General features: G+C 45.4%; 27 protein-coding genes and 1 pseudogene. 5 read left to right on the plus strand and 23 right to left on the minus strand.

The genetic code is table 11. The annotated features are described in order from the left end of the window. Positions 1 to 43: 43 nt before the first annotated feature. On the minus strand, positions 44 to 940 hold the full coding sequence (locus OCV70_RS14870; RefSeq protein WP_021925530.1) for a putative ABC transporter permease: 897 nt from the start codon (positions 938 to 940) through the stop codon (positions 44 to 46). Positions 941 to 1,132: 192 nt separating this feature from the next. On the opposite strand from OCV70_RS14870, the gene OCV70_RS14875 reads away from it, so the two are divergent. Next, the gene (locus tag OCV70_RS14875; protein ID WP_021925531.1) at positions 1,133 to 2,155 is read left to right on the plus strand and encodes a ribonuclease H-like domain-containing protein; all 1,023 of its coding nucleotides are present in this window, start codon (positions 1,133 to 1,135) and stop codon (positions 2,153 to 2,155) included. A gap of 138 nt (positions 2,156 to 2,293) precedes the next feature. Here OCV70_RS14875 and rpsA read toward each other — a convergent pair whose 3' ends face one another. The 18 genes from rpsA to OCV70_RS14965 form a co-directional block, all read right to left on the minus strand. Further along, the gene (gene rpsA / locus OCV70_RS14880) at positions 2,294 to 3,373 is read right to left on the minus strand and encodes a 30S ribosomal protein S1 (RefSeq protein ID WP_117851872.1); all 1,080 of its coding nucleotides are present in this window, start codon (positions 3,371 to 3,373) and stop codon (positions 2,294 to 2,296) included. After that, positions 3,354 to 4,223, minus strand: coding sequence for a 4-hydroxy-3-methylbut-2-enyl diphosphate reductase (gene ispH / locus OCV70_RS14885; protein ID WP_173766594.1), 870 nt, complete (start codon positions 4,221 to 4,223; stop codon positions 3,354 to 3,356). Before ispH ends, rpsA begins: the two co-directional genes overlap by 20 nt. Before the next feature lie 3 nt (positions 4,224 to 4,226). Then, positions 4,227 to 4,895, minus strand: a complete 669-nt coding sequence (gene cmk / locus OCV70_RS14890; RefSeq protein ID WP_021924436.1) for a (d)CMP kinase — start codon at positions 4,893 to 4,895, stop codon at positions 4,227 to 4,229. Positions 4,896 to 5,092: 197 nt separating this feature from the next. Next, positions 5,093 to 6,370 carry a BaiN/RdsA family NAD(P)/FAD-dependent oxidoreductase gene (locus OCV70_RS14895; protein ID WP_021924437.1) on the minus strand — a complete coding sequence of 426 codons (1,278 nt, stop codon included), beginning with the start codon at positions 6,368 to 6,370 and terminating at the stop codon, positions 5,093 to 5,095. A gap of 124 nt (positions 6,371 to 6,494) precedes the next feature. Next, complete coding sequence (locus OCV70_RS14900; protein WP_262579806.1) at positions 6,495 to 7,907, minus strand: oxaloacetate decarboxylase subunit alpha; 1,413 nt, start codon at positions 7,905 to 7,907, stop codon at positions 6,495 to 6,497. 111 nt (positions 7,908 to 8,018) lie between these two features. Next, entirely contained in the window at positions 8,019 to 9,167 is a 1,149-nt protein-coding gene (locus tag OCV70_RS14905) for a sodium ion-translocating decarboxylase subunit beta (RefSeq protein WP_173766588.1), read from the minus strand. Positions 9,168 to 9,183: 16 nt separating this feature from the next. Further along, a complete protein-coding gene (locus OCV70_RS14910; protein ID WP_173766586.1) occupies positions 9,184 to 9,552 on the minus strand; it encodes a biotin/lipoyl-binding carrier protein in 369 nt (122 codons plus the stop codon). A gap of 18 nt (positions 9,553 to 9,570) precedes the next feature. Further along, positions 9,571 to 10,302, minus strand: coding sequence for an OadG family transporter subunit (locus OCV70_RS14915; protein WP_173766584.1), 732 nt, complete (start codon positions 10,300 to 10,302; stop codon positions 9,571 to 9,573). Between the two features lie 14 nt (positions 10,303 to 10,316). Beyond that, entirely contained in the window at positions 10,317 to 11,753 is a 1,437-nt protein-coding gene (locus OCV70_RS14920; RefSeq protein WP_173766582.1) for an acyl-CoA carboxylase subunit beta, read from the minus strand. A 172-nt stretch (positions 11,754 to 11,925) separates the two neighbouring features. Then, a complete protein-coding gene (locus tag OCV70_RS14925) occupies positions 11,926 to 13,119 on the minus strand; it encodes a D-alanyl-D-alanine carboxypeptidase family protein (protein WP_173766680.1) in 1,194 nt (397 codons plus the stop codon). Positions 13,120 to 13,369: 250 nt separating this feature from the next. Then, the gene (locus tag OCV70_RS14930; RefSeq protein ID WP_021926262.1) at positions 13,370 to 14,167 is read right to left on the minus strand and encodes a zinc dependent phospholipase C family protein; all 798 of its coding nucleotides are present in this window, start codon (positions 14,165 to 14,167) and stop codon (positions 13,370 to 13,372) included. Positions 14,168 to 14,252: 85 nt separating this feature from the next. Beyond that, positions 14,253 to 14,822, minus strand: coding sequence for an SMC-Scp complex subunit ScpB (gene scpB / locus OCV70_RS14935; RefSeq protein WP_021926263.1), 570 nt, complete (start codon positions 14,820 to 14,822; stop codon positions 14,253 to 14,255). 3 nt (positions 14,823 to 14,825) lie between these two features. Then, positions 14,826 to 15,614, minus strand: coding sequence for a segregation and condensation protein A (locus tag OCV70_RS14940; protein ID WP_021926264.1), 789 nt, complete (start codon positions 15,612 to 15,614; stop codon positions 14,826 to 14,828). Between the two features lie 18 nt (positions 15,615 to 15,632). Further along, positions 15,633 to 16,427, minus strand: a complete 795-nt coding sequence (locus OCV70_RS14945; protein ID WP_021926265.1) for a metallophosphoesterase — start codon at positions 16,425 to 16,427, stop codon at positions 15,633 to 15,635. Between the two features lie 21 nt (positions 16,428 to 16,448). After that, positions 16,449 to 17,477, minus strand: a complete 1,029-nt coding sequence (locus OCV70_RS14950) for a molybdopterin-binding protein (RefSeq protein ID WP_117851908.1) — start codon at positions 17,475 to 17,477, stop codon at positions 16,449 to 16,451. Between the two features lie 24 nt (positions 17,478 to 17,501). Then, entirely contained in the window at positions 17,502 to 19,250 is a 1,749-nt protein-coding gene (locus OCV70_RS14955; protein ID WP_173766580.1) for an ABC transporter ATP-binding protein, read from the minus strand. Positions 19,251 to 19,542: 292 nt separating this feature from the next. After that, the gene (locus OCV70_RS14960) at positions 19,543 to 20,877 is read right to left on the minus strand and encodes a D-alanyl-D-alanine carboxypeptidase family protein (RefSeq protein ID WP_021926270.1); all 1,335 of its coding nucleotides are present in this window, start codon (positions 20,875 to 20,877) and stop codon (positions 19,543 to 19,545) included. A gap of 271 nt (positions 20,878 to 21,148) precedes the next feature. Then, complete coding sequence (locus OCV70_RS14965) at positions 21,149 to 21,343, minus strand: hypothetical protein (RefSeq protein WP_021926271.1); 195 nt, start codon at positions 21,341 to 21,343, stop codon at positions 21,149 to 21,151. Between the two features lie 165 nt (positions 21,344 to 21,508). Between OCV70_RS14965 and OCV70_RS14970 the strand changes: the two genes are divergently transcribed. Next, entirely contained in the window at positions 21,509 to 21,781 is a 273-nt protein-coding gene (locus tag OCV70_RS14970) for a type II toxin-antitoxin system RelB/DinJ family antitoxin (protein ID WP_021926272.1), read from the plus strand. Next, the gene (locus OCV70_RS14975; RefSeq protein ID WP_021926273.1) at positions 21,778 to 22,059 is read left to right on the plus strand and encodes a type II toxin-antitoxin system YafQ family toxin; all 282 of its coding nucleotides are present in this window, start codon (positions 21,778 to 21,780) and stop codon (positions 22,057 to 22,059) included. Before OCV70_RS14970 ends, OCV70_RS14975 begins: the two co-directional genes overlap by 4 nt. A gap of 135 nt (positions 22,060 to 22,194) precedes the next feature. On the opposite strand, the gene OCV70_RS14980 is transcribed toward OCV70_RS14975, so the two are convergent. Then, positions 22,195 to 23,058, minus strand: coding sequence for a helix-turn-helix domain-containing protein (locus OCV70_RS14980; RefSeq protein ID WP_173766578.1), 864 nt, complete (start codon positions 23,056 to 23,058; stop codon positions 22,195 to 22,197). A 127-nt stretch (positions 23,059 to 23,185) separates the two neighbouring features. Here OCV70_RS14980 and OCV70_RS14985 point away from each other — a divergent pair, with 127 nt between their 5' ends. After that, positions 23,186 to 23,521: a hypothetical protein gene (locus tag OCV70_RS14985; RefSeq protein WP_173766576.1), complete on the plus strand. Its 336-nt coding sequence runs from the start codon at positions 23,186 to 23,188 to the stop codon at positions 23,519 to 23,521. Positions 23,522 to 23,587: 66 nt separating this feature from the next. On the opposite strand, the gene OCV70_RS14990 is transcribed toward OCV70_RS14985, so the two are convergent. The 3 genes and pseudogenes from OCV70_RS14990 to OCV70_RS15000 all read right to left on the minus strand — a co-directional run bounded on the left by OCV70_RS14990 (position 23,588) and on the right by OCV70_RS15000 (position 25,622). Beyond that, positions 23,588 to 24,667, minus strand: coding sequence for a DUF4238 domain-containing protein (locus OCV70_RS14990; RefSeq protein WP_173766575.1), 1,080 nt, complete (start codon positions 24,665 to 24,667; stop codon positions 23,588 to 23,590). Positions 24,668 to 24,776: 109 nt separating this feature from the next. Then, positions 24,777 to 24,923: pseudogene (locus OCV70_RS14995) on the minus strand (N-6 DNA methylase); the annotation flags it as partial. Between the two features lie 90 nt (positions 24,924 to 25,013). Further along, the gene (locus OCV70_RS15000; protein WP_173766573.1) at positions 25,014 to 25,622 is read right to left on the minus strand and encodes a type IV toxin-antitoxin system AbiEi family antitoxin domain-containing protein; all 609 of its coding nucleotides are present in this window, start codon (positions 25,620 to 25,622) and stop codon (positions 25,014 to 25,016) included. 334 nt (positions 25,623 to 25,956) lie between these two features. Here OCV70_RS15000 and OCV70_RS15005 point away from each other — a divergent pair. Next, positions 25,957 to 26,606: IS982 family transposase (locus OCV70_RS15005; protein ID WP_262579807.1), on the plus strand; the 650-nt coding region annotated here is incomplete at its 3' end.

Here is a 26,606-nt window from a genome sequence, read left to right on the forward strand (position 1 = left end):
AAAAAACTTATTATAATCTTTCATTCCTTCTGATGCGCTTCTGTTATTTCTGATCCGCATCTTTTTTTCTTTTGCCGAAACCGTATTTTTTGTGGATCTTATAGCCACGGTTCAGGTTCGGGTATGCCTTTACGAAACGCTGCATATTGTGGCTGACTTTTCCTGCCATTGCCTCTTTGCGCTTCTGCAGTTCCTCGGAGATATCGGTCATCATAACAGAGCGCTTCTCTTCCAGCTCCTTGATCAGGGCGATATCGTCCAGACGGCCAAGCTTGTCACCAAGCTGCTGCTTGATCTTCTCACGGGAAAGGCCGCTGCTCTCTTCCAGATTCTCCATCTTCTCACGGGCCTGCACAAGCAGCTCCACTCGCATCTGATCCAGCGCCTGCTCCCATGCAGGAATGCGCTCGTGGATGTGGAATGCTGCTGCTGCGGAAAAAGCGAAGTCCACAATGTAGACCACCGTAATCACACAGACCGCGATTTCTCCGGTTCTCCTGGAATACAACTCCACAAAATCCGATACAACCGGATGCAGCACCCGGAAAAGTCCTACCGTAAACAATCCCCATCCAAGGGAACAGCCAAGGCAGATACGTCCCTGGAAATTAAATTTCTTATCGCTGTAATCCCACCAGGATGTATGGAAAATGTTCTCCATCAATACCGCTGTCACATATTCCAGTGCAGTGGCGACTACAATTCCTCCTACAAATAAAAGAAGCAGATTTTCGCTTACCGGAAGAAGGATCAGATAAACGGCAAGTGCTCCGCAGCCATAGATGGTACACAACGGGCCGTTAATAAAGCCTCTGTTGATCAGCTTGCCTTTCCTTACAGATACGTAGCAGGTTTCCCACAGCCATCCAAGAAAACTGTATATGTAAAACCAGTTGGCTATGTGATAGAAATCTACTCCATTAATTGCTAAATCCCACATGTGTTTCTCCTTTTCTTTTTATTAATGCCAGGACTTGCTCCTTACAGCTTTTTGAACTTTTGGTCCTGGTATTTTATATATTCTGACTATTCTCTATATTCTACTATACCTCATTTTGTAAAAAAATTCACTACCTAAAAAGAAAAAAATTGTGTATAATTGAATACAATCCATGAAAGGAGTATAAGCAGGATGATTGTTAAAAAAATGCCGATTTTACAAGGGTTTCCAGACTTTGAGACTGTTAAAAATTTATCTGGGAACGGGAAAAATCAGGTAGATTTTGCCCCTTTATTTTACGATATTGAAACCACCGGATTAGGACGAAATTCCTCTTTTTTATACATGATCGGAGCTGTGTGCTATGAAGGAAATGAGGGCTGGCAGCTGTATCAGTGGCTGGCACCGGATTTTCGGGAAGAAAAGCAGCTTCTGGAGGTTTTTTCCGAATTTTTGAAAAAATTCACCTGCACCGTTCAATACAATGGCGATGCGTTCGACCAGCCTTATCTTCAGGCACGGCTTGCGTTTCATGAACTGCCGGATCCATTTGAAGGGCTTCCTTCTATTGACCTTTATAAGATTCTCCGCCCCTTAAAAGGATTTCTGAAGCTTCCAGGACTGAAACAGGAGCAAATGGAAGCCTTTCTTGGAGAACACAAGCGTGTCTACTGCAACGGCGGCGACTGCATCCGCATTTACAAAAAATATATGTCACGCAGGGAACAGACAGATCTGGATATTGTGATGGGACATAATATGGAGGACCTTCTGGGTCTTGGAGATGTGTTTAAGATGATGGGATATCTTTCCCTGAAAAGCGGAGATTTCCAGGCAAACGGAGCGGATTTCGACGAGGAAAACCTGATTCTGCAGCTGAAGCTTCCCTATACTCTTCCTGCCGCCTTTTCCAACCGCACTGAGGAGTTCTACATTACCGGACATGAAAATCTGGTGAGCGTACTTACCTGCCCTGTAAACGGACGGATTCGCCAGTATTACAGTGATTACAAGCATTACGACTATCTCCCCGGCGAAGACATGGCCGTCCCAAAATCCATCAGCAAATTTATGGAAAAAGGGTTGAAGCAGTCCGCCACAAGAGACACCTGCTATACCTGGTTCCCCTGCTCGGAAGAGTTTCTGCAGAATTCAGAAAAGCAGAGACAATATCTGGTACATACCATGGAATATTTGTTCTGGAAGCTGAAATAACATAATTTAAAAGGAGACATCTTCCATCGCGGAAAATGCCTCCTTAAATTTCTGATAAGCCAAACTTACCAGTTCTCATTCTGATACGAAAAGCAACCGCCATTCACAATAACCTGTGAATGGCGGTAATTCTTTACATTATTCCTCTACAGGTGCGTCCTCTGCCGGAGCCTCAAGAGCCTTCATGCTCAGGCTGATCTTCTTGTCTTCACCATTGAAGTCAACAACCTTAGCCTGGATCTCCTGTCCGATGGAAAGTACATCAGATGGTTTTGCAACGTGCTCTCTGGAAATCTGAGATACATGAAGAAGTGCATCTACTCCAGGAGCAAGCTCTACGAATGCACCGAAGTCTGTCATACGAGCAACTTTACCTGTTACTACATTTCCAACTGCGAAATCCTCGGCTGCTGTAAGCCATGGATTCTCCTCCGGGAATTTCATTGTAAGAGCAATCTTCTCACCCTTGATGTCTTTGATCATAACCTTAACAGTCTCACCAACTGTGAAAACCTTCTTCGGGTTCTCTACTCTGCCCCAGGACATCTCAGAGATGTGAAGCAGTCCGTCAGCGCCGCCCAGATCAATGAATGCACCGAAATCTGTAACATTCTTAACAACACCGTCTACAGTATCGCCAACATGGATGCGCTCCATAAGCTCCTGCTGTTTCTTAGCCTTCTCAGCAACAAGAAGCTGTTTGCGGTTACCAATGATGCGGCGTCTTCTTGGATTGAACTCTGTGATAACGAATTCGATCTCCTGATCAGCGTATTTGCTGAGGTCTTTCTCATAAGTATCGGAAACAAGGCTTGCAGGGATGAATACACGAGTCTCCTCAACATTTACACATAATCCGCCGTCAAGTACCTGAGTTACAGGAGCAGTTAATACTTCCTGGTTCTCGAATGCTTCCTCAAGACGTTTGTTGCCTTTCTCTGCAGCAAGTCTCTTGTAGGTTAAGATAACCTGGCCTTCGCCATCGTTTACCTTAAGCACTTTGGCTTCCATGGAGTCACCTACATGTACAGCGTCGGTAAGTACTATGGAAGGATCATTGCTATATTCACTCTTGGTGATAATACCATCAGCCTTATAGCCAATGTTCAGGATAATTTCATCTTCTTTTACATCGATGACCTTTCCCTGTACGATTTCTCCATTTCTGATTGTTTTTACGGAATCTTCCAGCATCTGTTCAAAACTTAATTCTGACATGTTCTTGAACCTCCTCAATAATTTTCTTTGGGGTTGAAGCCCCTGCTGTAATACCTACATAACTACTGCATTGGAACATATCTGAATCCAAGTCTACAGGTGTTTGTATATAGTAAGTATTTTCACATTCCTTTTTACATATTTCAAACAGCTTTTGAGTATTGGAACTATGTCTGCCGCCTACGACCAACATAGTGTCTACCTCTCCGGCTATGCTCTTTGCTTCTCTCTGCCGTTCTTCGGTAGCATTACAAATAGTGTTTAAAATATTAAGAATATTTAAAACAGTATTATCATACCTCTTTTTGCGGAGAATTTCAACTAAATCTTTAAATTTATTGTAATTAAATGTTGTCTGCGACACAATACATATGTTTTTACCCGGCGGAGGCACAAAATCCAGCGCATCCTGTTCCGTTTTTATGACGGTGCAGGGACCCATGCACCAGCCGCAGATTCCTACAACCTCCGGGTGATCCGGATCGCCGATGATCACCACATGGGAACCTGCCCTGCTCTCTTTCTCCACAATCCTGTGGATCTTCAGCACAAAGGGACAGGTCACATCCACATAGGAAAGTCCGTATTCTTCCAGACGGTCGTACACTTCCTTTCCAACGCCGTGGGAACGGATCACTACGGTGCTGCCTTCCGGGAGCGTCTTCAGATCCTCCTCAGAGGCAACCCGGACGCCTTTTTTCTCCAGGTCGTTCACCACTTCCTCATTGTGAATAATGGGGCCAAGAGTAAACAGCTTGTCCGGATGGCTGCCGATCAGCTCGTAGACCTTGTCTACCGCGCGCTGCACACCAAAGCAAAAGCCTGCTGTTTTCGCAACCTTTACTTCCATGGTTTATTCCACCTTATCTCTGTAAATTCCAAGAATTGCGGCTACCACTTCCTCAATGTTCATATTGGAGGAATCCACAAGCACTGCATCCTCAGCCTGGCGAAGAGGGGAAATCTCTCTTGTCATGTCCTGATGGTCGCGGATCTCGATATCCTTCTTAATATCTTCCAGATCTGCTTTCTCACCCTTGGCAAGGTATTCCTCATAGCGTCTGTTCGCTCTGGTCTCTACGCTTGCAGTGAGGAAAATCTTCACCTGGGCATCGGGCAGAACAATGGTTCCGATATCGCGGCCGTCCATTACCACATTGTTCTTCTCTGCAAGATTTCTCTGCAGGTTGAGAAGATGTGCGCGGACTGCCGGGTTGGCAGAGGTCTTGGACGCCATATTTCCCACTTCTTCCGTGCGGATACAGGCATTAACATTCTCCCCGTTCAGGATCACCAGCTGTTCTCCATCTTCATAGCGGATAGAAACCTCTGCTTCCTGACAGTGATCTGCAACTGCCTGGGAATCCGTTCCGTCGATTCCTTTCTTCTGCAGATAAAGTGCAACTGCACGGTACATGGCACCTGTATCTACATAGATAAATGAAAGCTCCTTTGCCACTCTTTTGGCAATGGTGCTCTTGCCGGCTCCTGCCGGTCCGTCAATGGCGATATTGCATCCCATTATTGTGTTACCTCCTGGTACATTTTGTATCTGATATCAGGGGCAAAAGGTCAAAAAGCTGTTCGTGCTTGCACGATAAAGCTTTTGAACTTGGGCCCCGCAGAATTGCGGGAGCTGCCTCGCAGCAGAGCAATTCGCAGATATCAGGTTAGGGGCAATTTTGACCCTAACATTCCTTATTTGATAATACCACATTTTCAGGCATTTTTCAACGCCATGGCAGCCAGATATGCGGTGGACCATGCAATCTGAAGGTTATAGCCGCCTGTTACCGCGTCCAGATCCAGCACCTCTCCAATGAAGTAAAGGTTCTTCACCTTCCTGGACTCCATGGTGCCCGGCTGTACCTCCTTCACGGAAACACCTCCTCTAGTGATAACCGCTTCCTTGTACTCTCCCATTCCATTGATGGTAAATGGGAACGCCTTCACCAGTTCTTCAAAGTGGATCCTCTCTTCCCTGGAAATGTCATGGATCTTCTTTTCCGGCGAAATTCCTCCGAGCTCCAGCATAACCGGCGTCAGAGAAGATGGGAAAAGTACCCCAATCACATTCTTAAACTGCTTATTCTGTCCTGCCTCAAACTCCCTTAAGATCCTGGCGTCCAGCTGCTCCATGGTAAGGGCCTGCTTTAAGTCCAGATAAGCATTAAGCTCGCCGGATTTCTGCAGCTGTTTGCCAATGTGGGCACTTGCAGATAAGATCATGGGACCAGTCACGCCAAAGTGAGTGAACATCATCTCGCCGAAATCCTGGAAAAGAACTTTCTTCCCGGATTTGATGGTCAGCTCTGTGTTCTTCAGGGAAAGGCCCTGGAGTCTGGGAATGTAGTCTTCTTTTGTTTTAAGAGGAACCAGGGACGGGGAAAGCTCTGTCACCTTATGGCCTGTCTCCCGGGCAAAGCGGTAGCCGTCTCCTGTGGAACCGGTCGCCTGATAGGAAAGCCCTCCGGTAGCAACCAGAACGCAGTCCCCCTCCAGGAAGTTTCCGTCAGATAACTGCACGCCTGTGACTCTGCTGTGGTGTGCCTTTTTCTCATCCACATCGGGTTCCTCATAAGGGTCAGCACTTACAGTTTTCACTTCTGTGCGAAGGTGAATGTGCACGCCTGCCTTCTTCAGTTCCCGCTCCAGGCCGCGGATAATATCAGAAGAACGGTCGGATACAGGGAATACACGATTGCCTCTTTCTGTTTTCAGCGGTACGCCTGCTTCCTCAAAAAACTCCATGACGTCCTGGGGTGTAAAGGAATAGAAGGCGCTGTACAGAAATTTGGGGTTGGACATCACTGCCTTGAACAATTCTTCCGTGTCACAGTTATTTGTAACATTACAGCGTCCCTTTCCTGTAATATACACTTTCTTTCCAAGCTTCTCATTTTTTTCCAGGATGTGGACTTCATGGTCTGCTCTTGCCAGGAAAACGCCTGCCATCATTCCGGCAGCCCCGCCGCCTACGATCAGTATTTTACTCATATAAAACCTTTCACATTTCTTTTTTAAAAAGACACGTGCAAATATTTTCTGCACGTGTCTTTCGTCATTGTTACCGCAGGTACAGCCATAACGGCTGCCCCTTCGGTAAATTATTCATCACTGATTAAACCGGATATGCTCCGTTCTTAGTATCAGCAGCAGTCTCATCAACCTTTGTCTGCTGAGCCTGACGATACTTGAAGAAATTAGTAGCAACCTGCGGGAACAGTGCATAGGACAGAACATCCTCATCCTGCTCCTTGTACTGTGCCATCTCTCCCTCAAGCTTATCCAGCTCGTTGTCCAGAAGGTCTGCCGGACGGCATGTGATCGGTTTTACATCACCGATGCACTTCTTCTGTACTTCCGGATTGAATGGTTTTGCTGTTGCGCCGTATTTTCCGCTGAGAACATCCTTTGTCTCTTTGGTAACCATCTTGTATCTCTCGCCCATAAGAACATTGAATACAGCCTGTGTACCAACGATCTGGGAAGACGGAGTAACAAGCGGCGGCTCACCAAGGTCTTTACGAACACGCGGAACTTCTTCAAGAACATCATAGAATTTGTCTTCTGCATGCTGCTCCTTCAGCTGGGAGGTAAGGTTGGATAACATACCACCCGGTACCTGATACAGAAGAGTCTTGATGTTTACACCAAGGTTCTTCGGATTGAGAAGACCGCTCTCAAGAGCCTCGTCACGCATTGGACGGAAGTAATCTGCGATTTCAGCAAGGAGCTGCTGATCAAAGCCTGTATCATATGGTGTTCCCTTGAAGGTCTCAACCATAACCTCTGTTGCAGGCTGGGAAGTACCAAGTGCAAATGGAGACATTGCAGTGTCGATAATATCAACGCCAGCTTCAACAGCCTTTAAGTAAGTCATGGAAGCTACACCTGAGGTGTAATGTGTATGAAGATCGATCGGGATCTTAACAGTCTCCTTCAGTGCAGTAACAAGCTCTGTTGCTTTATATGGAAGAAGAAGTCCGGCCATATCCTTGATACAGATGGAATCTGCTCCCATTTCCTCGATACGTTTTGCAATGCTTGTCCAGTATTCCAGAGTGTAAGCATCACCAAGTGTATAGGAAAGTGCAACCTGTGCATGGCCATGCTCCTTGTTTGCAGCATGTACAGCAGTCTGAAGGTTACGAAGGTCATTCATACAGTCAAAGATACGGATGATATCAATACCATTTGCCAGAGATTTCTGTACAAAGTACTCAACAACGTCATCTGCATACGGACGATATCCAAGAATGTTCTGACCGCGGAAAAGCATCTGCAGCTTGGTGTTCTTGAATCCGTCACGTAATTTACGAAGTCTTTCCCACGGATCCTCATGAAGGAAACGAAGGCTTGCATCGAAAGTAGCACCGCCCCAGCACTCTACTGCATGGTAGCCTACTTTATCAAGTTTATCAACGATTGGAAGCATCTGCTCTGTTGTCATACGGGTTGCAATCAGGGACTGATGTGCATCACGCAGAATGGTTTCCACAATTTTAACAGGTTTTTTTTCAATTTCTGCCATAATTGTTCTCCTTATATTTTTATAATGAAGTTCGTGTCAAAAATTCTTTTTGACACGAACCAATGCCTGCGGATCGTTCCGCCGCTTTTCGGCTTTGAAAACCTGGCATTGTCAGATTCCGTAAATTGCCATGAATGCTCCGGCAGCAACTGCTGTACCGATAACACCGGCAACGTTTGGTCCCATTGCATGCATCAGAAGGAAGTTGGTAGGATCAGCCTCAGCACCAACCTTCTGGGAAACACGGGCTGCCATAGGTACTGCAGATACACCAGCAGAACCGATAAGCGGGTTGATCTTGCCGCCTGTAAGCTTGCACATAATCTTTCCAAGCATAACGCCTCCGAAGGTACCGCATGCAAATGCCACAAGACCTAATACAACGATTTTCAGAGTATCAACATTAAGGAATGCCTCAGCACTTGTGGATGCACCAACAGATGTTCCAAGAAGGATAACTACGATGTACATAAGTGCATTGGAAGCTGTCTCTGTAAGCTGTTTAACAACGCCGCACTCTCTGAACAGGTTGCCAAGCATAAGCATACCAACCAGAGGAGCAGTTGTAGGAAGAATCATGCAGACAACGATTGTGATCACAATTGGGAAGAGGATCTTCTCAAGCTTGGATACAGGACGAAGCTGTTCCATTTTGATCTTACGCTCTTTCTCAGTTGTAAACAGTTTCATGATCGGAGGCTGAATGATCGGAACCAGTGACATATAGGAATATGCCGCTACAGCGATCGGTCCCATAAGAGCTGTCTGTCCAAGCTTACCGGCAAGGAAGATGGAAGTCGGGCCATCAGCACCGCCGATGATGGAGATTGCTGCTGCTGCCTTACCATTGAATCCAAGGAAGATTGCAAGGAAGTAAGCCATGTAGATACCAAGCTGTGCTGCAGCACCCATCAGGAAGCTCTTCGGGTTTGCGATCAGAGGACCGAAGTCTGTCATCGCACCTACACCCATGAAGATAAGGGATGGAAGAATACTCCACTCATCAAGGATATAGAAATAATGAAGAAGACCACCAACGCCGTTGGACATGTCTTCCGGATTAGCCATAATGTCCGGATAAATATTAACAAGGAGCATACCAAATGCAATAGGAACAAGAAGAAGCGGCTCAAATCCCTTTGCAATGGCAAGATATAAAAATACACAAGCAACCACAATCATCAGATAGTTACCCCATGTCAGGTTAAAGAACGCGGTCTGATGGATCAGGTTGGACAGAGTGTCTGCTACATAAGACATCTTATTACCTCCCGACTTAGTTCATTGTTGCCAGGGTATCTCCATTTTCTACAGAGGCACCTTCTGCAACATCAATGCTTGCAACGGTTCCGTCCTGAGGAGCTACTACCGGAATCTCCATCTTCATGGATTCCAGGATTACAATGTTGTCTCCGGCTTTTACAGCCTGTCCAACAGTTGCTGCGATTTTCAGAACTTTTCCAGGTACGGAAGCTGCAACTTTAACAGAGCCTGCTCCGGCTGCTGCTTTCGGAGCTGCCTTTGGTGCCGGTGCTGCCTTAGGAGCTGCTGCCGATGCTGCAGCTGCTGGTGCGGATACGCTTCCTGTCTCTTCAACAGTTACTTCATATGCTGTTCCATTAACGGTAATTGTATAACTTTTCATTTTAGGATCCTCCTGTACTTATCTTTTTTTACGATTGATTTTGCGGATGGAACGAACTACGAATCCATCAGTGGTGGTTCCCTCAGCTGCTGCAATAGCTGCTGCGATAACCGCGATCAGTTCTGTATCATCTGCCGGCTCCTCTACTGCTGGTGCTGCCACCGGAACAGGTGCAGGTGCCGCTGCAGCCTGAGCCTTTTTCTTTGCCTCCGGATTCGGAATGAATCGGAACAGGTAGATAAGGAAGCTCAGGAAAATAAGAACGATGAATACAATTGCAATACCCATGATGGTATTCATAACAGCTCTTCTTAAGGTCTCAGCCATGGAGTACTGAACGTCTACAGTAAGAGATGTAGGTGCTCCTGTAGAGCCGTCAAATACATAAACAAAGTTTGCATCTGCCTTTTCAAAGGAAGCCGGAACAGTAACGGTATATCCGTCATCAGAAGCTTTTACTTCCACTTCACCGCTTCTTTCCTTCAGGGCACCAAGCTCTGACTTGGAGCCTGCCCATGCAGACATTGCAGATGTTGTAAATGCATCAGAAGACTTGGAATAGTTCTCAATGTCCTCATCGCCAAGAGTAACGATGGTATCCGTAAGTCCCTCAGCAGTGGTGATCAGCGTCTGCTTTACAGTGTCGTCCACCTCTTCCGCCCATACTGCAGATGCGCCTGTAAGAGTGAGAACTGCCATCATAAGGAGTACTGTGCAAAGGGAGGATACTTTCTTAAAAATCTGTTTCATATGCTCCACCTCGCTTAGACCGTGCCGTGTTTCTTGGACGGACGTTCTTCCCTTTTTGTGAACAGCATTTCAAATGCTCCGATCACATATTTTCTTGTATCAGCCGGGCTGATAATGGTGTCAACATATCCTCTTGCTGCTGCAGAGGAAACGGAATTCTGAAGCTCTCTGTACTCTGCTGCCTTCTCATTAAGAGTGGCTGCGTCATCGCCTGCATACATGATCTTCGCTGCAAGATCTGCATCCATCATGCCGATCTGGGCATTCTCCCATGCATATACCATATCTGCGCCGATTGCCTTGCTGTTCATAGCTGTGTAAGCAGTTCCGAATGCATTGCCGATGATCACGTTAACCTTCGGAACAGTAGCATTTGCAAATGCATGAACCAGCTGTCCTACGGATTTCGCCATCATCTTCTCGCTGCATACAGTAGCCTCGAAGCCTTCTACATTGGTAAGAGTAAGTACCGGGATCTCGAAAGCGTCACAGAATTTCACGAATTCTGCTGCTTTTCTTGCGCCGCGTGCAGAAAGTCTTCCGTCAGACTCCCATGCCTTGTTGCCCTCAGCGTCATAGCTCTCGCTTCTGTTTGCAACAGCACCAACGGTAGCTCCGTTCAGTCTGATGAATCCAACCGCAACGTTCTTGCCATAGTCTGCTTTTACTTCGAAGAACTGTCCGTTGTCTGCGATTCTGGAAAGTGCAATGGCTGTGTCGCCTGTGCAGTTCTCAATGTCCTCGCATACGCGGTTTAAGTCGTCTGTGCACTCCATGTAGGAATCAGTGTCTTCGCAGTTAGATGGCAGATATGTTACGAGTTCACGGATCTTTCCAAGGATTTCATCCTCTGTGCCGATTCCGTCTACAAGACCTGTCTCTTCGCTCTGGAATTTGGCAGCAGATGTATCACATTTGGAGATATTGTTGCCGGCAAGGGCATTCGGGGTATTTACGAACAGTTTACCTTTCTTCTCTTCCACAAAGGTAAAGTCTGTCAGTGCCGGTACAAGTGCCATACCACCACCGCAGGTGCCGAAGATACCTGTGATCTGTGGGATCAGTCCGGAAGCCAGAGTCTGTTTCATATAGATCTCACCGAATGCTTCCAGCGCATCAGTTGCCTCCTGGAGACGCAGACCTGCACAGTCGATCAGGCCGATCACCGGAGCACCGGTCTTCATAGCCATATCATAAAGTCTGGTAATCTTCTTGGCATGCATTTCGCCTACGGTTCCGTTCAGTACGGAAACATCCTGGCTGTACACATACACCAGATTTCCATCAATCACACCATATCCGGTAATAACACCGTCTGAAGGTGCTTTTTTTTCAGTCATGTTGAAATCTGTATTTCTGGCTGTTACACTTTGGCCGATTTCAACAAAACTGTTCGCGTCCAGCAAAGAAGTGATTCTTGTGCCCGCTAAGCTTTGTGTTGTGTTACTCATTCTTTCTTGCCCTCCATTTTATAAAAATTTAAAAGTATAACCAAAAAATCTGCCGATTCTAATTGTACATTTTTTCACATAATTTTTCAATAGTTTTCCGTGTTTTTATGCAAAAAAATCCCTCGAAATTCGGGGGATTTTTTGATATATCATACATATTTCATCAGGCTTTTTAGTGGAAAAAGTCATGAAATACTTTATTTACGCACCACAAATAGGTAATTTTGACGATATTGCGGTCTGCGGTTACAAAATAGTCATCCAGCACCAGTTCTCCGATGGAAAAGGTGACCTGGCCAATCTTCTGCCCTTTTTTCACAGGGGCAGCAAGTGACTTCTGGAGACGGACATTGCAGGTGACTTTTTCACTGTCCTTTAAAAGGACCTCTTTCTTTTTGTCGGAGTCTTCTGCCTGGATGACGCCTTTTATAAATGCAGCTTTCCCTAAGCCGGCTGACAGGTTTTGCTCGGACTGTGCCGGGCTCTCATCGGAAACGGTACTGTTTTCCGAAACGCCGTCCTTCACCTGGATTTCGGGAATGGCAGGCTCCTGCCAGTACACTTCTTTATGGAAGTTTTCCTTTCCATATTCCAGAAGCTTCATGGTGTCCTTCCATTTGTAGCTTTTGTTGTTGGGCCATCCGCAGCCAAGAAGAGCGATAATAAAGGTTCTGCCCTCATTTTTGCAGGCGCCCACATAACAGTAGCCTGCATTTCCTGTGAATCCGGTTTTCCCGGAAATGGCGTCCGGGGTCATGTCCAGAAAGGCGTTTGCATTGTGCACGGAAAACTGCCGGTTCCCGGAAAGGTCGTAAAAAGAATAATCTCTTGTCTGGGTAATGTGAAGAAAGGTTTTGTTTTTGATGGCGTAACTCATGATCAGGGCAAGGTCCCGGGCTGTGGTCTCATGAACACCTCCTGCATCTGCACCGTCCAGGCCGTTTGAAGTGACAAAATGGGTGCTGGTGCAGCCGATTTCCTTTGCTTTTTCGTTCATCATGTGGGCAAAGCCTTCCACAGAGCCGCCGATGTGCTCGGCAATGGCCACGGCAGTGTCGTTGTGGCTTTTCAGCATCAGGGAATAGAGAAGATCTTCCAGGTAATACTGCTCCCCTTCTTTTAAGCCAAGCTTTACCTCGGGTTGGGCGGCGGCATTTTTGGAAACCATTACGTAGTCGTCGCCTTTTCCGTTTTCCAGGGCCAGGATGCAGGTCATCACCTTTGTGGTGCTGGCGTTCGGCCTGGCTGTGTAACCCTCTTTTTCGTAAAGCACTCTGCCGGAATCTCCGTCCATGAGAACAGCCGAAAGGGCATACAGGCTTCCGGGGCCATCTGTTTCGTTCATGTCCACCGCTGCCGGGATCATCTGTACCACGGTGCTCACTCCCTGAAGGTCTGCCGCTCCGGCGCTTGCGGATGCCTGCCCTACAGATACCGTCCCGGTGATCAGGATAAGAAGTCTGCAAAGAAATCTTTTTCCTTTTTTCTTCATATTCCACATCCCCTCATATTCAAACACGCTCTAATCTTCCATATATTCATTTTACGCAGACATGTCCGGGATATGACTCAGGGGCGGAGATTTCGAAGAATGTCCGCCCCCTGAAAAGATATTATCACCCGTTATAAGTTAAATTCCACCGATCTGATAACGGATGATCCTCCTTGGAAAGCTGATATAGCTCAAGCAGTTCCCCAGGCGCCTTTTTCACTTCCTCTTCAAACAGCCGGTTCAGTTCCTCTACAAGCTCCTTGCTGCCCCCTGCCGGATGGACCATCATGTAGTGGTCGATCAGGGCTGACTGGGCTTTATGGCCCCCCAGACTGGAAATTCTGGCCAGACGGGCACGTCTTGCGCCGCCGTCATCGCATACCAGCTGGTTGGTAATCCATTTCATAAGCTTCAGGCTCAGAAGAATATCCCCTGTTTTTACAAGGGGAAAGACCTTGTGGATTTCTTTTGCATTTCGCTCCTTTGCCGCGATGCATACGGAAGGATAATAGGTATAAGGGTCTTTCCCTGTTTCTTCCATAAGCAAGCGGTCAAACTCGATTTCCAGAAGGCTGTGGGAAATCCGCCCCTTGTCGTGCATCTCGTTTACAAAAGGATGGCAGGCGGAATCCAGAAGATAATGGCAGCCAAAACCAAGAAGATAGGCAAGCAGGGCCTGATCCTTGGTCTCACGCACCTGACTCATTCCCTGGATGAAAAAGGCTCTGGCTTTTTCCTTATGCATCCGGTATCCAACGCCGCTGACATGATTTTTGAAAATAAAATAATAAAAGAAGATGTCCGGGCCGTGCAGTCCGATGCGGTACAGCTCCCCATTTTCCCTGATGACTTTTTTTACTTCTTCCGGCATCTGCCTGTATACTTTCTGTCCAAACAGATCATGTGCGTATGTTGTTGGCATTTTTATCCTCTCCTGTCTTATGCCGCAAAAGCTGCGGCTCATATGTTCCATCCTGCATCACTTAGCTTATACCGCTGGCAGCCTTTTATACGTCCAGCTTCAGCTGTATCTCTTCTTCTGCCTCCGCCTTGAAGTCTGCCATTTTCACCGGGTCCACAGAAGGAAGCTCTTCCAGGCCCTGCACGCCGAAGGTTCGAAGAAATTCCTCGGTGGTTCCAAAAAGGATGGGGCGTCCCGGTGCATCCAGTCTTCCAAGCTCTTTGACCAAATTATATTCCACCAGCTTGTTCACTGCGTGGTCGCTTTTTACCCCTCGGATCTTCTCGATCTCTGCCTTGGTCACCGGCTGCTTGTAGGCAATGATGGACAAAGTCTCCAGCATAACGTCGGTAAGTGCCGGCTTCTGGGGCTGCATAGCGATGCGGATCAGGCAGCCGTAATAGTCCCGCTTGGTGCAAAGCTGATAGGAATTTTCCAGCTCGATAATGTGGATTCCCCTGCCCTCATCCTGGTATTTGTCCATGAGATTGTGGATCAGCTTCTCTGTGGTGGCCTTGTCCTGCTGGATGGCTTTCGCGATCTGGCAAAGCTCCACCGCCTCTCCCATTGTAAACAGAATGGCCTCAATGGCTCCTTCTAATTGTCTGATTTCCATATATTATCCTTCCTCTGCAAATTCCGTGAGATTTTTCCAGGTTTCAGGATCAGTCACAACATCGATCTGGATGTCGTCAAAAATCTCCTCCTGCACCACATGGATGTGTCCCATTTTGATCAGCTCCAGCACGGAAAGGAAGGTGACGATCACCTGCACCTTGGAGCACTGCTTTTTCAAAAGGTCCTTAAAGCTGAACTTTCTGTGGGTCTTTGCAAATTCTTTCATCTCAAGCATTTTATCTGAAAGACTGACTTCTTCTTTTTCAATCCTGCCGAAACGGCTTCGGATGGGGTCCACCTTGTCTTCCTGCCTGCGGATGATGGACTGGTAAATGGCGTGGAGCTTTTCCAGGGTCAGCCCAGCCAGCAGTTCAGATGGATCCACAGGCTCCCGGTACTGAAGCACTTCCTCCGGCACGTCGGGAGCACGGTAATAGACTCCGCTGGCATCGTCCATTTTGTCCTTCAGCTCGTAAGACATGTATTTGTACATCTTATATTCCAGAAGCTTCTGGACAAGCTCGGCTCTTGGGTCTTCCTCCTCCCCTTCCTCGTTTACTTCTTTTGGAAGAAGCATCCGGCATTTGATGTCAAGAAGAGTGGCCGCCATAACCATAAACTCGCTCATCACGCCTAAGTCTTCTTTTTCCATGGCGTGAATGTATTCCATGTACTGGTCTGTGATCTCCACAATGGGGATGTCGTAAATGTCAATTTTATTTTTATCGATCAGGTGAAGGAGCAGGTCAAGCGGTCCTTCAAAAACATTTAGTTTTACGGAGATTGCCATGAGCTTTCCTTTCTTCCCTTAAGATTTCATTTCTATAAAAATCAGTTCTCTGGGGTTGTGGATCCGAAGGGGCATGGTGTGTTCCCCAAGCCCGGCGCTTACGATCATGCACTGCCCGTCCTGGTAAAAATCCCCGCAGCAGTACCTGGGAAAAGGCATGAGCTGGGGACTGATGGTGCCTATGTGCCTGGAAAAACGCAGCACGCCGCCGTGGTAGTGGCCGGACAGGATCAGGTCTGCGCCCCAGTTAAAATAGGTTCTGCCGTATTTGGGACTGTGGGCGAGGAGAATGTTTACCGCGTCCGGCTCCGGTTTTCCCATAAGCTGTTCCATTGCCTGGTCTGTAAGCTTTGGGGAGGTTGGCTTGTGATAATATTCTAAAGGAAGTTCCAGGCCGTTTATAACAAGGGAGGTGCCTTTTGCCTGGAATTCGTATTTCTCATTTGTCAGGATATGGACGCCAGCTTTCCTCAGGGACTGTTCGTATTCCAGATATTCGCTCTGGCAGGGATAGCCCTCTATTTTCATTTTGGATTCGTGATTTCCCAGACCATAGAAAACAGGAAAATCCTTTGCCAGGGAAATAAGAAGCTTCCGGGCGTTTTCCAGGGTGGATACATCTTTTCGCACAACCATGTCTCCAGCTACAAGAATGGCATCTGGCAGGTTTTCCCGGATTTTTGCCTGCAGGTCGCAGTTGTCTGTTCCAAATTCGCTGCCGTGAACATCCGCAAGGACGGCGAAACGCACGCTCTGGTTTTGTTTTATTTTGGGGTTGTGAACTTCGTAGGTTACAGTTCGGAATTCGCCCATAGGTCTCCTTTTGTGTTTTCTTTATTTTCCAAATCCGCAGTTGGGGAAGGTACAGACTTTACAGTTCAGGCAAAGGCCGCCTTCGCCGTAGGCTGCCACTTCTTCGGCGAAAATTTCATCGTCTGCCATGATTCTTGGCAGAACAAGATCAAATACGGTTCGTTTCGCATACATGACGCATCCTGGCAGGCCAAGGATGGGAATGCGTTTGCCGTCTTTTTCGTAGTAAGCAATCAGAAGCATGGCGCCTGGAAGCACCGGGGCACCGTAGGTTACCACTCTGGCTCCGGTGTCGCGGATTCCTCCTGGGGTGCGGTCGTCCGGGTCAACGCTCATGCCGCCGCTGCAGATTACCATGTCTGCGCCCTGGTCTATAAAGGCCAGAATGTCGGCTGTAATCTGGGCTTTGTCATCTCCCGGGGTGGTCTGGCCGATAACTTCGGTCGGATATTCTGCCAGCTTGTCTTTCAGCACAGGGGTAAAGGTGTCCTGGATCAAGCCTTTTTTGACTTCGCTTCCGGTGGTGACGATTCCTACCTTTTTAAACTGATAGGGAAGAATGGAAAAAATGGGGTCCGGGCCTGCGGCTTCTACGGCTTTGTCCATTTTTTCTTTTTCGATCACAAGGGGGATGATGCGGGTTCCGGCCAGCTTGTCGCCTTTTTTTACAGGGAAATCACCGTGGCGGGAAGCGATCATCATCTCGCCGAGGGAGTTGACTGCCAGAAGGGCGTCACGGCGGATTTTCAGAACGCCGTCGGTGTCGGCTACCAGCTCGATTTTGCCTTCTTTTACATCAGTTCCGTGCATGGAGGGGCCGGCACAGATTTTGTAGAGGATGTCAGCGCCTTCGTTTTCATGAAGAATGCCTTCTTTCTTTTCCCAGACAAAGAGGTGCTCTTTGCCGACGGAGAGGAGGAGGGGGATGTCTTCTTCTTTTACAATGTGGCCTTTGGAGAAGAGTACGCCTTTTTTCTTATCTTTGATAATCTGGGTAATGTCGTGGCAGAGGATGTGGCCTACTGCGTCTTCGGTTCGGATTTCTTTCATTGTACGGTCTTCCTTTCGTAACTTTTACAATCCAGCTTTACAAAGCTTGGCGTATACGCCGTCTTTTTCCATCAGTTCCTGGTGGGTGCCTTCTTCTGCGATTCCGTCTTCGGTGAGGACCAGGATTCGTCTTGCGTTGCGGATGGTGGAAAGGCGGTGGGCGATGACGAAGGTGGTTCGGTTTTTGGCAAGACGTTCTAGGGACTCCTGGACTACCTTCTCGCTTTCGTTGTCAAGGGCAGAGGTTGCCTCATCGAAGATCAGGATGGGCGGATTTTTCAGGAATGCTCTTGCAATGGAAAGGCGCTGCTTCTGTCCGCCAGAAAGCTTCACGCCCCGCTGGCCGATATCCGTTGCGTAGTTATCCGGCATTTCCATAATAAAATCGTGGGCATTGGCAAGCTTGGCTGCGCGGATGACTTCCTCGTCTGTGGCATCCGGGCGGCCGTAGCGGATATTTTCCATAATGTTTCCTGCGAACAGATATACATCCTGCTGAACAATTCCAATCTGCTGGCGAAGGTCCTTCAGCTTGATCTTGCGGATGTCTTTTCCATCCAGATAAATGGCGCCCTCGGTTACATCATAAAATCTGGGGATCAGGCTGCACAGGGTGGTTTTGCCTGCGCCAGAGGTGCCCACAAGAGCAACATAATCTCCCGGCTTCACTTCCAGATTGACATTGGAAAGAACTTTGTCATCATGGTCCTCATAATGGAAGGAAACATTTTCAAAGCGAATGTCCCCGTCCACATGGTCTAACGGCACTGCATCCGGCGCGTCCTCAATATCCGGCGCAATGGACATCATTTCCAGGAAACGGTCGTAACCGCTGTAGCCGTTCTGGAACTGCTCAGTGAAGTTTACCAGTTTGGTAACCGGCTCGGTGAAGTTGTTGATATACAAAAGAAAGGTCACAAGGTCTGTGGCACTAATGCTTCCGGACGCAAGGAACATAGCACCGGAAACCAAGGCTGCAACTGTAATCAGGGTGGTAAAGGCATCCATGCCTGCGTGGTAGCCTGCCATGTAGCGGTAAGTCACTCTCTTGGCATCCACGAAGCGCTCATTTCCCTTGCGGAATTTCTCGATCTCACGCTTCTCATTTCCAAAGGATTTCACCACGCGGATTCCGGAAAGACTGTCCTCGATCTGGCTGTTGATCTCGCCCATGCGCACGCGGTTTTCCTTAAATGCGCTTTTCATTTTCTTATTGTAAACCAGCGCATAGATCAGCATAATGATTACAATGGCAAAGCAAAGCAGTGCCATCTGGGGCTTCACGTTCATCAGAATGATCAGCGCTCCGAACAGCTTGATCACGGAGATCAGAATATCTTCCGGTCCGTGATGCAGAAGCTCTGTAATATCAAATAAATCGCTTGTGATTCGGGAAAGCAGATGGCCTACTTTTTGATTATCGTAAAATGCGAAAGATAGCTTCTGATAGTGGCTGAAAATCTCGTTTCGCATATCGTGCTCAATGTAAGCGCCCATCATATGTCCGTAATAGGTGATAAAATAACGGCTTCCCAGCTGTACCAGGATCAATGCCAGCATTCCTATACCGATTTTCAGGATAATGGTTTTGGCTTCCTGGGCTGGCATTTCCCCTACTGTGTTCATAATGTAGCGCACCAGCAGCGGAATGACCAGAGTTACGGCTGCTCCCAGAAATGCAAAGAACAGATCTGCGAAAAACAGTCCCTGATATGGTTTATAATAGCGGGCCAGAAGCTTTAGCTTACCTGGCTCTTTCTTTGGTTGTTTCATGTGTTTCCCCTCCGTCTTTGCTATTTTTTACTATGAAAGTCCCAGACGGCAGCCAAGAATGAGCCATGCTTGCATGAGCGAATTCTTGGATATCGGATGGGCTAGACCGTATGAGTAAGTAGGGCGATAGCCCGGATTACGAATGCGGGCGGCAGCTGTGGGAGCGCCCATAGGCGCGGAACAGCTGACTTTCATATATGGTGATGTCGCCGGTAGGCGACATGTCTGTTTTGTAAGATAGCAGCAAAAATTTTCATACAGAATTTATTATAAACCGACAGGGACTGTTTTGTCAAAATGCTTCTGCAATTATTTTTTCCAGGCAGTTTTTGTAGGTGGCTTTTTCTATGGTTTCTGTAAAAAGAATGTTGATCTCGCCTAATTTTCTGCCGTTTTCGTAGTATTCTAGGGTTCCGGCTGTGTCGCCTGCTTTTACTGGGGCCTGGACCTGTGGATTCAGATTCAGTTTCGTCTGGACATCACCTATGGTTTTACCGTCGCAGCTTAGATACTGGAAGGTTTTTTCATATTTTACTTCGGTTGTGGGTTTGGTTCCTTTTCGGACTTCGATGGAAGGGAGTTTTTCGGGGTTTTCATCGGTGTAGAGACTGCTTTTGGAAAAACCGTAGTTCAGCATGGCAGCCGCATCCTTGAAGCGAACCTTGTAGTCGGGCGCTGCCATGACTACGGAAATAAGAGTGATGCCGTTTCGGGCGGCAACTGCGGATACACAGTATTTGGCAAGGCTGGTGCTTCCGGTTTTGAGGCCGACACAACCCTCGTAGCTTCGAAGAAGCTTGTTGGTGTTGGTCAGGCCGAATTCCTTGGAGCCCTGTCTGGTGACGTGAGTGATATTTTCCATCCAGATGGAGGAATATTCCAGTATTTTGGGATATTTAGTGATCAGCTCCCGGCTCATCAGGGCGATGTCCCGGGCAGTGGTGTAATGGTCGGTAGAGTCTGTCAAGCCGCAGCAGTCCACGAAATGGGTGTTTTCCATGCCAAGACCTGCTGCCCGCTCGTTCATCTGACGGACAAATTCCTGCTCGCTGCCGCCGATGTGCTCCGCCATTGCCACACTGGCGTCGTTGCCGGATGCGATCACAATGCACTTAATCATGGTTTCCACATCCTGGGTTTCCCCTTCTTCTAAGAAAACCTGGGAGCCGCCCATGGATTTGGCGTAGGCACTGGTGGTAACGGTGTCGGTCATTTTCAGGGTGCCATTTTCCAGAGCATCAAAAATCAGGATCAGGGTCATGATTTTTGTGATGCTGGCAGGGCTGCGGCGGGTGTCCGGGTCTTTTTCGTAGATCACGGTGCCGGTGGTGGCTTCCATGAGAAGCGCGGAAGGGGCCTGGATGAGGGTGTCGTCGGTGGCTGGGATCTGGGGCGAGGCGTTTTCCTGCTGCGTATCCGTATCCGAAGTATTGTCTCCGGTATTTTCTTCCTGGCTATTGTCTTCCTGGAAAAGAACAGCCGTATCCCAGCTATTTTTCCCCGCATACTCATAAATTGCTCTCCCGGAATCCCCCACATACCCATATGTAATCCGGCAGCCCGGACCAGTTAACAGGCTGCCGATCAAAACAGGAAGAACTGCTTTTTTTATTGCCTTAAGAAACATAGATTGTCTCCTTGAAAAACAGATTCTATTCTATTTTAAATCCCGCAGGGGGATTATATGCATGGAATGTACATAAAATAGAATGCCTTTCAAAGATAAATGCCCGGAATTGTCAAAGAAAAAGTTTTCCATTTCCATGTATCTCTTTTCCTTTCCAATTCCAGGCATTAAAATTTACGTCAATATCTTTAGATATGGTTTGTTTCCTGCTTCTCCAAATGATACAGCAGTTCAAAAGCTTATAAGCAAACTACTGTATAAATCACCCAAGTTACTCTTTTTTCTGTAATCTGGCAAGTTCCTCTTGCAAGTGCAAAATTTCCTGCTGTAAACGCAGATTCTCTTTTTCTGCTTCATCAGCTCTCTTCTTTTCTCTTTGCGTATTTCGTCTTTCAGCCTGAATGTCCATTTTCTCCATATTTTCAAACAGATATCCCATTCCACGACCTCCAATCTCACCCATCATCTCTTTTGCATCCTTATATTATCATGGCACACTTTATAAGACAAGAATAATTATCACTCCGTCAAGGACGTTCCGTAAACTTTCAGCATTGTTGCTATAATAATGACATTGTATTGACAGCAAACGAACGCTTGAGTATACTATACTTGAATGGAGGTGTTCTATATGGCAACAACTAATTTAAATATTCGCATAGACAAAACAATCAAAGATCAGGCAGAGGAAATTTTCAATGAGCTTGGCCTGAATATGACAACTGCTGTAAATATGTTCCTGAGAACCGCTATCCGTGAACATGGTATTCCTTTTGAATTAAAACTGGAAGTACCGAATGATACTACAGCTGCTGCCATTGAGGAAGGCAGAAAACTACTGAATGACCCTTCTGCCCCTAGATATTCCAGTATGGATGCTCTTAAGGCGGCACTTGATGTATGAAATATGATGTTCAGTTTACCACGCAGTTTAAAAAAGATCTGAAACTTGCTAAAAAGCAAAACAAGAATCTTGATAAGCTGTTTGAGGTAATCAATGTTCTGGCGAATGGCGGTACGCTGGAAGCAAAATACAGGGACCATGATCTTACAGGCAACTATAAAGGCACGCGTGAATGTCACATTGAACCAGATTGGCTGCTCATTTATGAAATTCAGAACAATATTTTAGTACTAATGCTTTACAGGCTCGGTACACACTCAGAGCTATTCAAGAAGTAGTTTAAGAAAACGGCATAGCATAAGAAAAGCATCTATCAGAAATGGTAGGTGCTTTTCTTACAGGTAATAAACAAGCTCCTTAAAAATCAATGCCTTCCTGCGTCACCACTGGATTTTACTCAGGTGGTGAGACTGTTATCCTCTCTTTTTCTTCTGTTTTATCTCGATTAAATCTTTTTCATCATACATAGGAATTGTCATGTCCGGCAAGTGCTCTTCCTCTACTAATTCTTTGATGATATCAAAATATATTTTCTGAAGTTCATATTCAGATAGTTTAACCCTTTGATCTCGACTTTGTTCTTCGCTGTAATCATCCTCTTGCGCAACATTTAATTTATTGATAGCTTCCAAAAGTTCCTCTGTAGGTTCGACATTGTTCTCCTTAAAATCATCTATAATTCCATATTCATCATCGGATATATACTGATAATCCATGCACTGATAAGCTAATTCAAGTACATCTTTCTTTATTTTCTTAGCGGCTCTATCCATATAAGATATCGGGTGCTTCTGTCGATAGACATTTTCCGCATATTCTCTAGCCTCTCTGATAAAGTCAACAAAGCTACTCGCCGTTAGAGTATATTGTAATACTGCTTTATATTCATCTGCTATGTATTTCCCATGCCAATCCACACTCTCTCCGGATGTAATTCCTTTTATAGCTTTTACACCGTCTTCTTCCAATCCTATAAACTCACAGACTTTTTCTATCTCAAATGTTTCATAATCTGTTTCACCCGTAAGGTACCCCACCGATACACCAAAAAAGTCAGCCAAATTTAGCATTGTTTCATATGAGGGGAAACCTATAGTTTTTCCATTTTCAATTTTACTTCCAACACGTAACCATCTGCTAATATTTGCTTGTGTTCCGCCTCCATATTTCTCCTTGTACTCTTTCAAGAAAGTTTTTTGCGTATAATTTCTTTCTTTCATTAATTTACCCAGACGAGTACACCAGCACTTCGCCCTGTCGCTTTTTATATTACTCATAGTATATTTTATGCCTTTCATTATCTTAAATTACATCATTTATATATCGTATTTGATATTTACATTTGTAAGAGTAACCCATAAAATAAGAATTGTCAATACAGTGAAAACACATAGGAGGTATTCCATGAACAACAATAACTTAATCCAGGCCACAAATGAACAAGACACCATGCAGAGTACCATTATCAATGAAGTCCGTCAAAAGATTTCCGATGCAGCAATTAATGCTGAAAACACCTCAAAAGAGAAATACGCAGCAAAGGAAAAATTAATTGCGTCAGCTGATGACATGACTACACAGGAAAAGTTGGATGCTATGGACAGTAATTATGACCGCAGAAATCAGGAACGCTGGCAAAACGTACTCCGCTTTGCTGCGATGTCCTTTAGTGTAGTTGGAATAGCAATTGGTAGCCCTATTGCCGTAAAAAATGTCCGTAAGCTTCTCTCGGTCGCATAAGGCAAATGGTAAACAGCCTCACCACCGGATTTTGCTCCGGCAGTGAGGCTTTTCTTATTCCTGGGTTTATATTATTTTATGTCTGTCTTTTTCTGTTGAAATTATTATTCTGCTGCTATGTGATGCAATTATTTGATTGAACTTCCTAACTAAATCACTATCAGCCATGCGGTAACTAATAACATTTACGGGGTCACTTCCTTTTGCTATAAGCAGCATGTGCTTTGGAGATATTGGAAAGTAGTATCCATTCATATTCGTTGCTTCAACATTAGATATATGTTGGAATGCAGGATTATCAGATGTGATAAAACTGACAGCATCAGAATACGCTTCAAAAAGGATAAACTGACAGTTTTCAACTGTCTTAGCTAATGCTGTATGATAAAATCCACCATTTTCTTTATAAAACATCCTGTATAGTTCAACAAACCATACTGCATCCATCATCTCGCCGGTTTCTTTAATATCTGGAAAAGTCTGCTCCAAAATATCTTTCATCCATGAATAGGTCCCCATGGGGTCAAACTGAGGACTTCTGCAAAACATCATGAAGAAAAATTCCATCATATCTTCTGCAACCTTTTCTGAAATTTTTCTGTTTAAATCTATCTCAGGATTTGGAACCGCTTTTTTTACTTCATCAATAAATGTACGAAGTATCTTTTCCCAGTTGTCTTCATATATGCTACTAAATGAATCTTCTATCAAATAACAATGCATATCGTTAAAGCGATTCAGCAGCGCCTTTTTCCTTGCAGCTGTTCCATCATCGTAATAGAAATCCCAACTATCAATTTCATAAAGATGCTTGTAAACACTCTTTTGGGTCTTTATTAGACTATATCCCAATTTTCCGTATACAGGCTGTGGAACATTATTTCTCATAGAATTAAAAACTTCATCAACGAAGAAACTATAGACCTTTGGGCATTCTCTTGCTAAATACAGTTGTCTAAAACTAATTGTGTATAGATGTGGCTTCCAAAGAATCGTTTCACGTGTGGTTCCCTCACCAGCCACGTCATCTTTTCCAAAGTAATAAACGCCATCAAATTGTTTTCCAGGTTCCTTCTTTGTTTCAACTTTTGTTTCCCACGCCTTCAAATACACCCTTGGAACAAAATGTTGATTTTTCGTTGCCAAATACAATCCCTCCTTCTGACAAAGAACACACCTGTTTGCAAAACCGACACCTCAAACGACACCCTTGCGACTATGTTGCATTAAATTGTATTAAATAGCGGGGTTTAATTTCATACACTCGTCCCTTAAACGGTTTTAATGCTTGTACCAAGGTACGAACTACACAGGACGGCGTAAAGAATTCACCGCCACGCTTACCTTCCTGTTCCGCAAACATAAAAAGGCAATACTCATAAGTATGACCCAGAATATCTTTTTCGCTGCTATGTTTGATCATCTGGATGTACGCATGCCGCATCCCATATTTGTTTTTCAAAACCAATATCAGCTGTGTTTTTATCTGCCATTACAACCACACTCCAATCAATTCTTTTACACGCGTTTGCACACGTAAAACTTTCGCATATTCCATAAGATTCGGTATATTTTTTTTCGGGTCTTTTACATAGCCTTGTACTGCTTTATTAAAAATTTCCCTATCCATCTTGTTTCTATTTCGCAGCACATCGCAAATAGTACGGTCACGGTCATAAATACGGACTTTGTGAGAATCAATTTCACCCTCGGTTTCGCCCAGCGTAACCAACTCTGATTCTACGCGATATGCCTTTATAAACGGATAATCGATTTTTGTTCGCCGCTTAGAGACATTTTTATCTATTGCAAAGTTCCACTCAGCAGGATTTCTGTCGCTGTATCTATAATAGAATAGAGCAGTCTCCATACAGAGCACTGCATCTGGAAACAATCGATTGATAATGACAACTTCGCTTTCTCCATAATCTTGAGTCCAGTGATAGTAACCTCGCCTGACTCTTTCAATCAATCCTTCGTCTAAAAGTTGTTTTATATCTGCATAGTATAACTTTGAAGCTGTAAGTTCAGCAGTAGTCATAACATAATTATGGGTGCTAAACAGCATTCTTAATGCATTGTTATCTTTATTCCGAAGCATATTTTAACCTCTATTTAATCGCCCTTAATTATTTCAATGATTGGGTACTTTGCTATATTATATTCGATTTTTCTTTTTCCGTCAATAATAGCAAAGTGAACATTTTTAAATGTATTAATCGGGCAGTTTAGTATAAAAACTATCCTCCGCTTTTATAACCAAATAAAATATTGGTCACATAAAGACAAATATATAAAAAAATAAGCGTACCACTGTTCATGATACGCTTATCACTATTAAATTAACTTGTTGTGCTAGATAAAATAAATATAAAGAAACTTCAACAAAATGTGCTATCCTATTTGTAGGGAATACAACGAAAGGAGGCATCATTATGTTGAAGTTCCAAGATAATAATACCACTGTTATTGCAACTTTTGAAGACTTTATTTTGACCACTTACGTTATTATTGACGAATTGTATCATCAGTTTGCACCTCCAGAAGTTACCAGCCGACGGCATATCCTGGATGCAAAATTGTCTGACTCAGAAATCATTACTATCAGTCTCTGTGGAGAATTGGCAGGTGTTGATTCTGAGAATGCCTGGTTTTCTTTTGTGAAACGAAACTACAGGCATCTTTTTCCACAGCTTTGCAGCAGAAGTCGTTTTAACAGAACAAGACGCGCTCTGATGCAGACAACAGAATTGTTACGACAAAAAATGATTTCCGTATTCCCAATTCCAGTCAGTTCCTATTACATCATCGATAGCTTTCCTCTTGCAGTCTGTAAATTTGGGCGTGCACGATATTGTAAAGCATTTCGTGGTCATGGTGCTGATTATGGAAAATGTCCTTCCAAAAAAGAAACTTATTACGGATATAAAGTACATGCTTTAATCACATTGGAGGGATACATTGCATCATTTGAGATTACACCGGCATCTACAGATGATCACGAAGGATTACGTGATCTGGCGGCTCATTGGTCTAATATTACAATCTTAGCGGATAAAGGCTACATTGGAAAAAACATGGGACA

The sequence above is a fragment of the Blautia acetigignens genome (assembly GCF_025566865.1).
GTDB classification, from domain to species: Bacteria; Bacillota; Clostridia; order Lachnospirales; family Lachnospiraceae; genus Blautia_A; species Blautia_A acetigignens.

What these genes read in the sequence shown, in the direction of transcription:
- OCV70_RS14870 (WP_021925530.1), bottom strand. Translation starts at nt 940, where the DNA reads ATGTGGGATTTAGCAATTAATGGAGTAGATTTCTATCACATAGCCAAC.
- OCV70_RS14875 (WP_021925531.1), top strand. Translation starts at nt 1,133, where the DNA reads ATGATTGTTAAAAAAATGCCGATTTTACAAGGGTTTCCAGACTTTGAG.
- rpsA (WP_117851872.1), bottom strand. Translation starts at nt 3,373, where the DNA reads ATGTCAGAATTAAGTTTTGAACAGATGCTGGAAGATTCCGTAAAAACA.
- ispH (WP_173766594.1), bottom strand. Translation starts at nt 4,223, where the DNA reads ATGGAAGTAAAGGTTGCGAAAACAGCAGGCTTTTGCTTTGGTGTGCAG.
- cmk (WP_021924436.1), bottom strand. Translation starts at nt 4,895, where the DNA reads ATGGGATGCAATATCGCCATTGACGGACCGGCAGGAGCCGGCAAGAGC.
- OCV70_RS14895 (WP_021924437.1), bottom strand. Translation starts at nt 6,370, where the DNA reads ATGAGTAAAATACTGATCGTAGGCGGCGGGGCTGCCGGAATGATGGCA.
- OCV70_RS14900 (WP_262579806.1), bottom strand. Translation starts at nt 7,907, where the DNA reads ATGGCAGAAATTGAAAAAAAACCTGTTAAAATTGTGGAAACCATTCTG.
- OCV70_RS14905 (WP_173766588.1), bottom strand. Translation starts at nt 9,167, where the DNA reads ATGTCTTATGTAGCAGACACTCTGTCCAACCTGATCCATCAGACCGCG.
- OCV70_RS14910 (WP_173766586.1), bottom strand. Translation starts at nt 9,552, where the DNA reads ATGAAAAGTTATACAATTACCGTTAATGGAACAGCATATGAAGTAACT.
- OCV70_RS14915 (WP_173766584.1), bottom strand. Translation starts at nt 10,302, where the DNA reads ATGAAACAGATTTTTAAGAAAGTATCCTCCCTTTGCACAGTACTCCTT.
- OCV70_RS14920 (WP_173766582.1), bottom strand. Translation starts at nt 11,753, where the DNA reads ATGAGTAACACAACACAAAGCTTAGCGGGCACAAGAATCACTTCTTTG.
- OCV70_RS14925 (WP_173766680.1), bottom strand. Translation starts at nt 13,119, where the DNA reads ATGATCCCGGCAGCGGTGGACATGAACGAAACAGATGGCCCCGGAAGC.
- OCV70_RS14930 (WP_021926262.1), bottom strand. Translation starts at nt 14,167, where the DNA reads ATGCCAACAACATACGCACATGATCTGTTTGGACAGAAAGTATACAGG.
- scpB (WP_021926263.1), bottom strand. Translation starts at nt 14,822, where the DNA reads ATGGAAATCAGACAATTAGAAGGAGCCATTGAGGCCATTCTGTTTACA.
- OCV70_RS14940 (WP_021926264.1), bottom strand. Translation starts at nt 15,614, where the DNA reads ATGGCAATCTCCGTAAAACTAAATGTTTTTGAAGGACCGCTTGACCTG.
- OCV70_RS14945 (WP_021926265.1), bottom strand. Translation starts at nt 16,427, where the DNA reads ATGGGCGAATTCCGAACTGTAACCTACGAAGTTCACAACCCCAAAATA.
- OCV70_RS14950 (WP_117851908.1), bottom strand. Translation starts at nt 17,477, where the DNA reads ATGAAAGAAATCCGAACCGAAGACGCAGTAGGCCACATCCTCTGCCAC.
- OCV70_RS14955 (WP_173766580.1), bottom strand. Translation starts at nt 19,250, where the DNA reads ATGAAACAACCAAAGAAAGAGCCAGGTAAGCTAAAGCTTCTGGCCCGC.
- OCV70_RS14960 (WP_021926270.1), bottom strand. Translation starts at nt 20,877, where the DNA reads ATGTTTCTTAAGGCAATAAAAAAAGCAGTTCTTCCTGTTTTGATCGGC.
- OCV70_RS14965 (WP_021926271.1), bottom strand. Translation starts at nt 21,343, where the DNA reads ATGATGGGTGAGATTGGAGGTCGTGGAATGGGATATCTGTTTGAAAAT.
- OCV70_RS14970 (WP_021926272.1), top strand. Translation starts at nt 21,509, where the DNA reads ATGGCAACAACTAATTTAAATATTCGCATAGACAAAACAATCAAAGAT.
- OCV70_RS14975 (WP_021926273.1), top strand. Translation starts at nt 21,778, where the DNA reads ATGAAATATGATGTTCAGTTTACCACGCAGTTTAAAAAAGATCTGAAA.
- OCV70_RS14980 (WP_173766578.1), bottom strand. Translation starts at nt 23,058, where the DNA reads ATGAGTAATATAAAAAGCGACAGGGCGAAGTGCTGGTGTACTCGTCTG.
- OCV70_RS14985 (WP_173766576.1), top strand. Translation starts at nt 23,186, where the DNA reads ATGAACAACAATAACTTAATCCAGGCCACAAATGAACAAGACACCATG.
- OCV70_RS15000 (WP_173766573.1), bottom strand. Translation starts at nt 25,622, where the DNA reads ATGCTTCGGAATAAAGATAACAATGCATTAAGAATGCTGTTTAGCACC.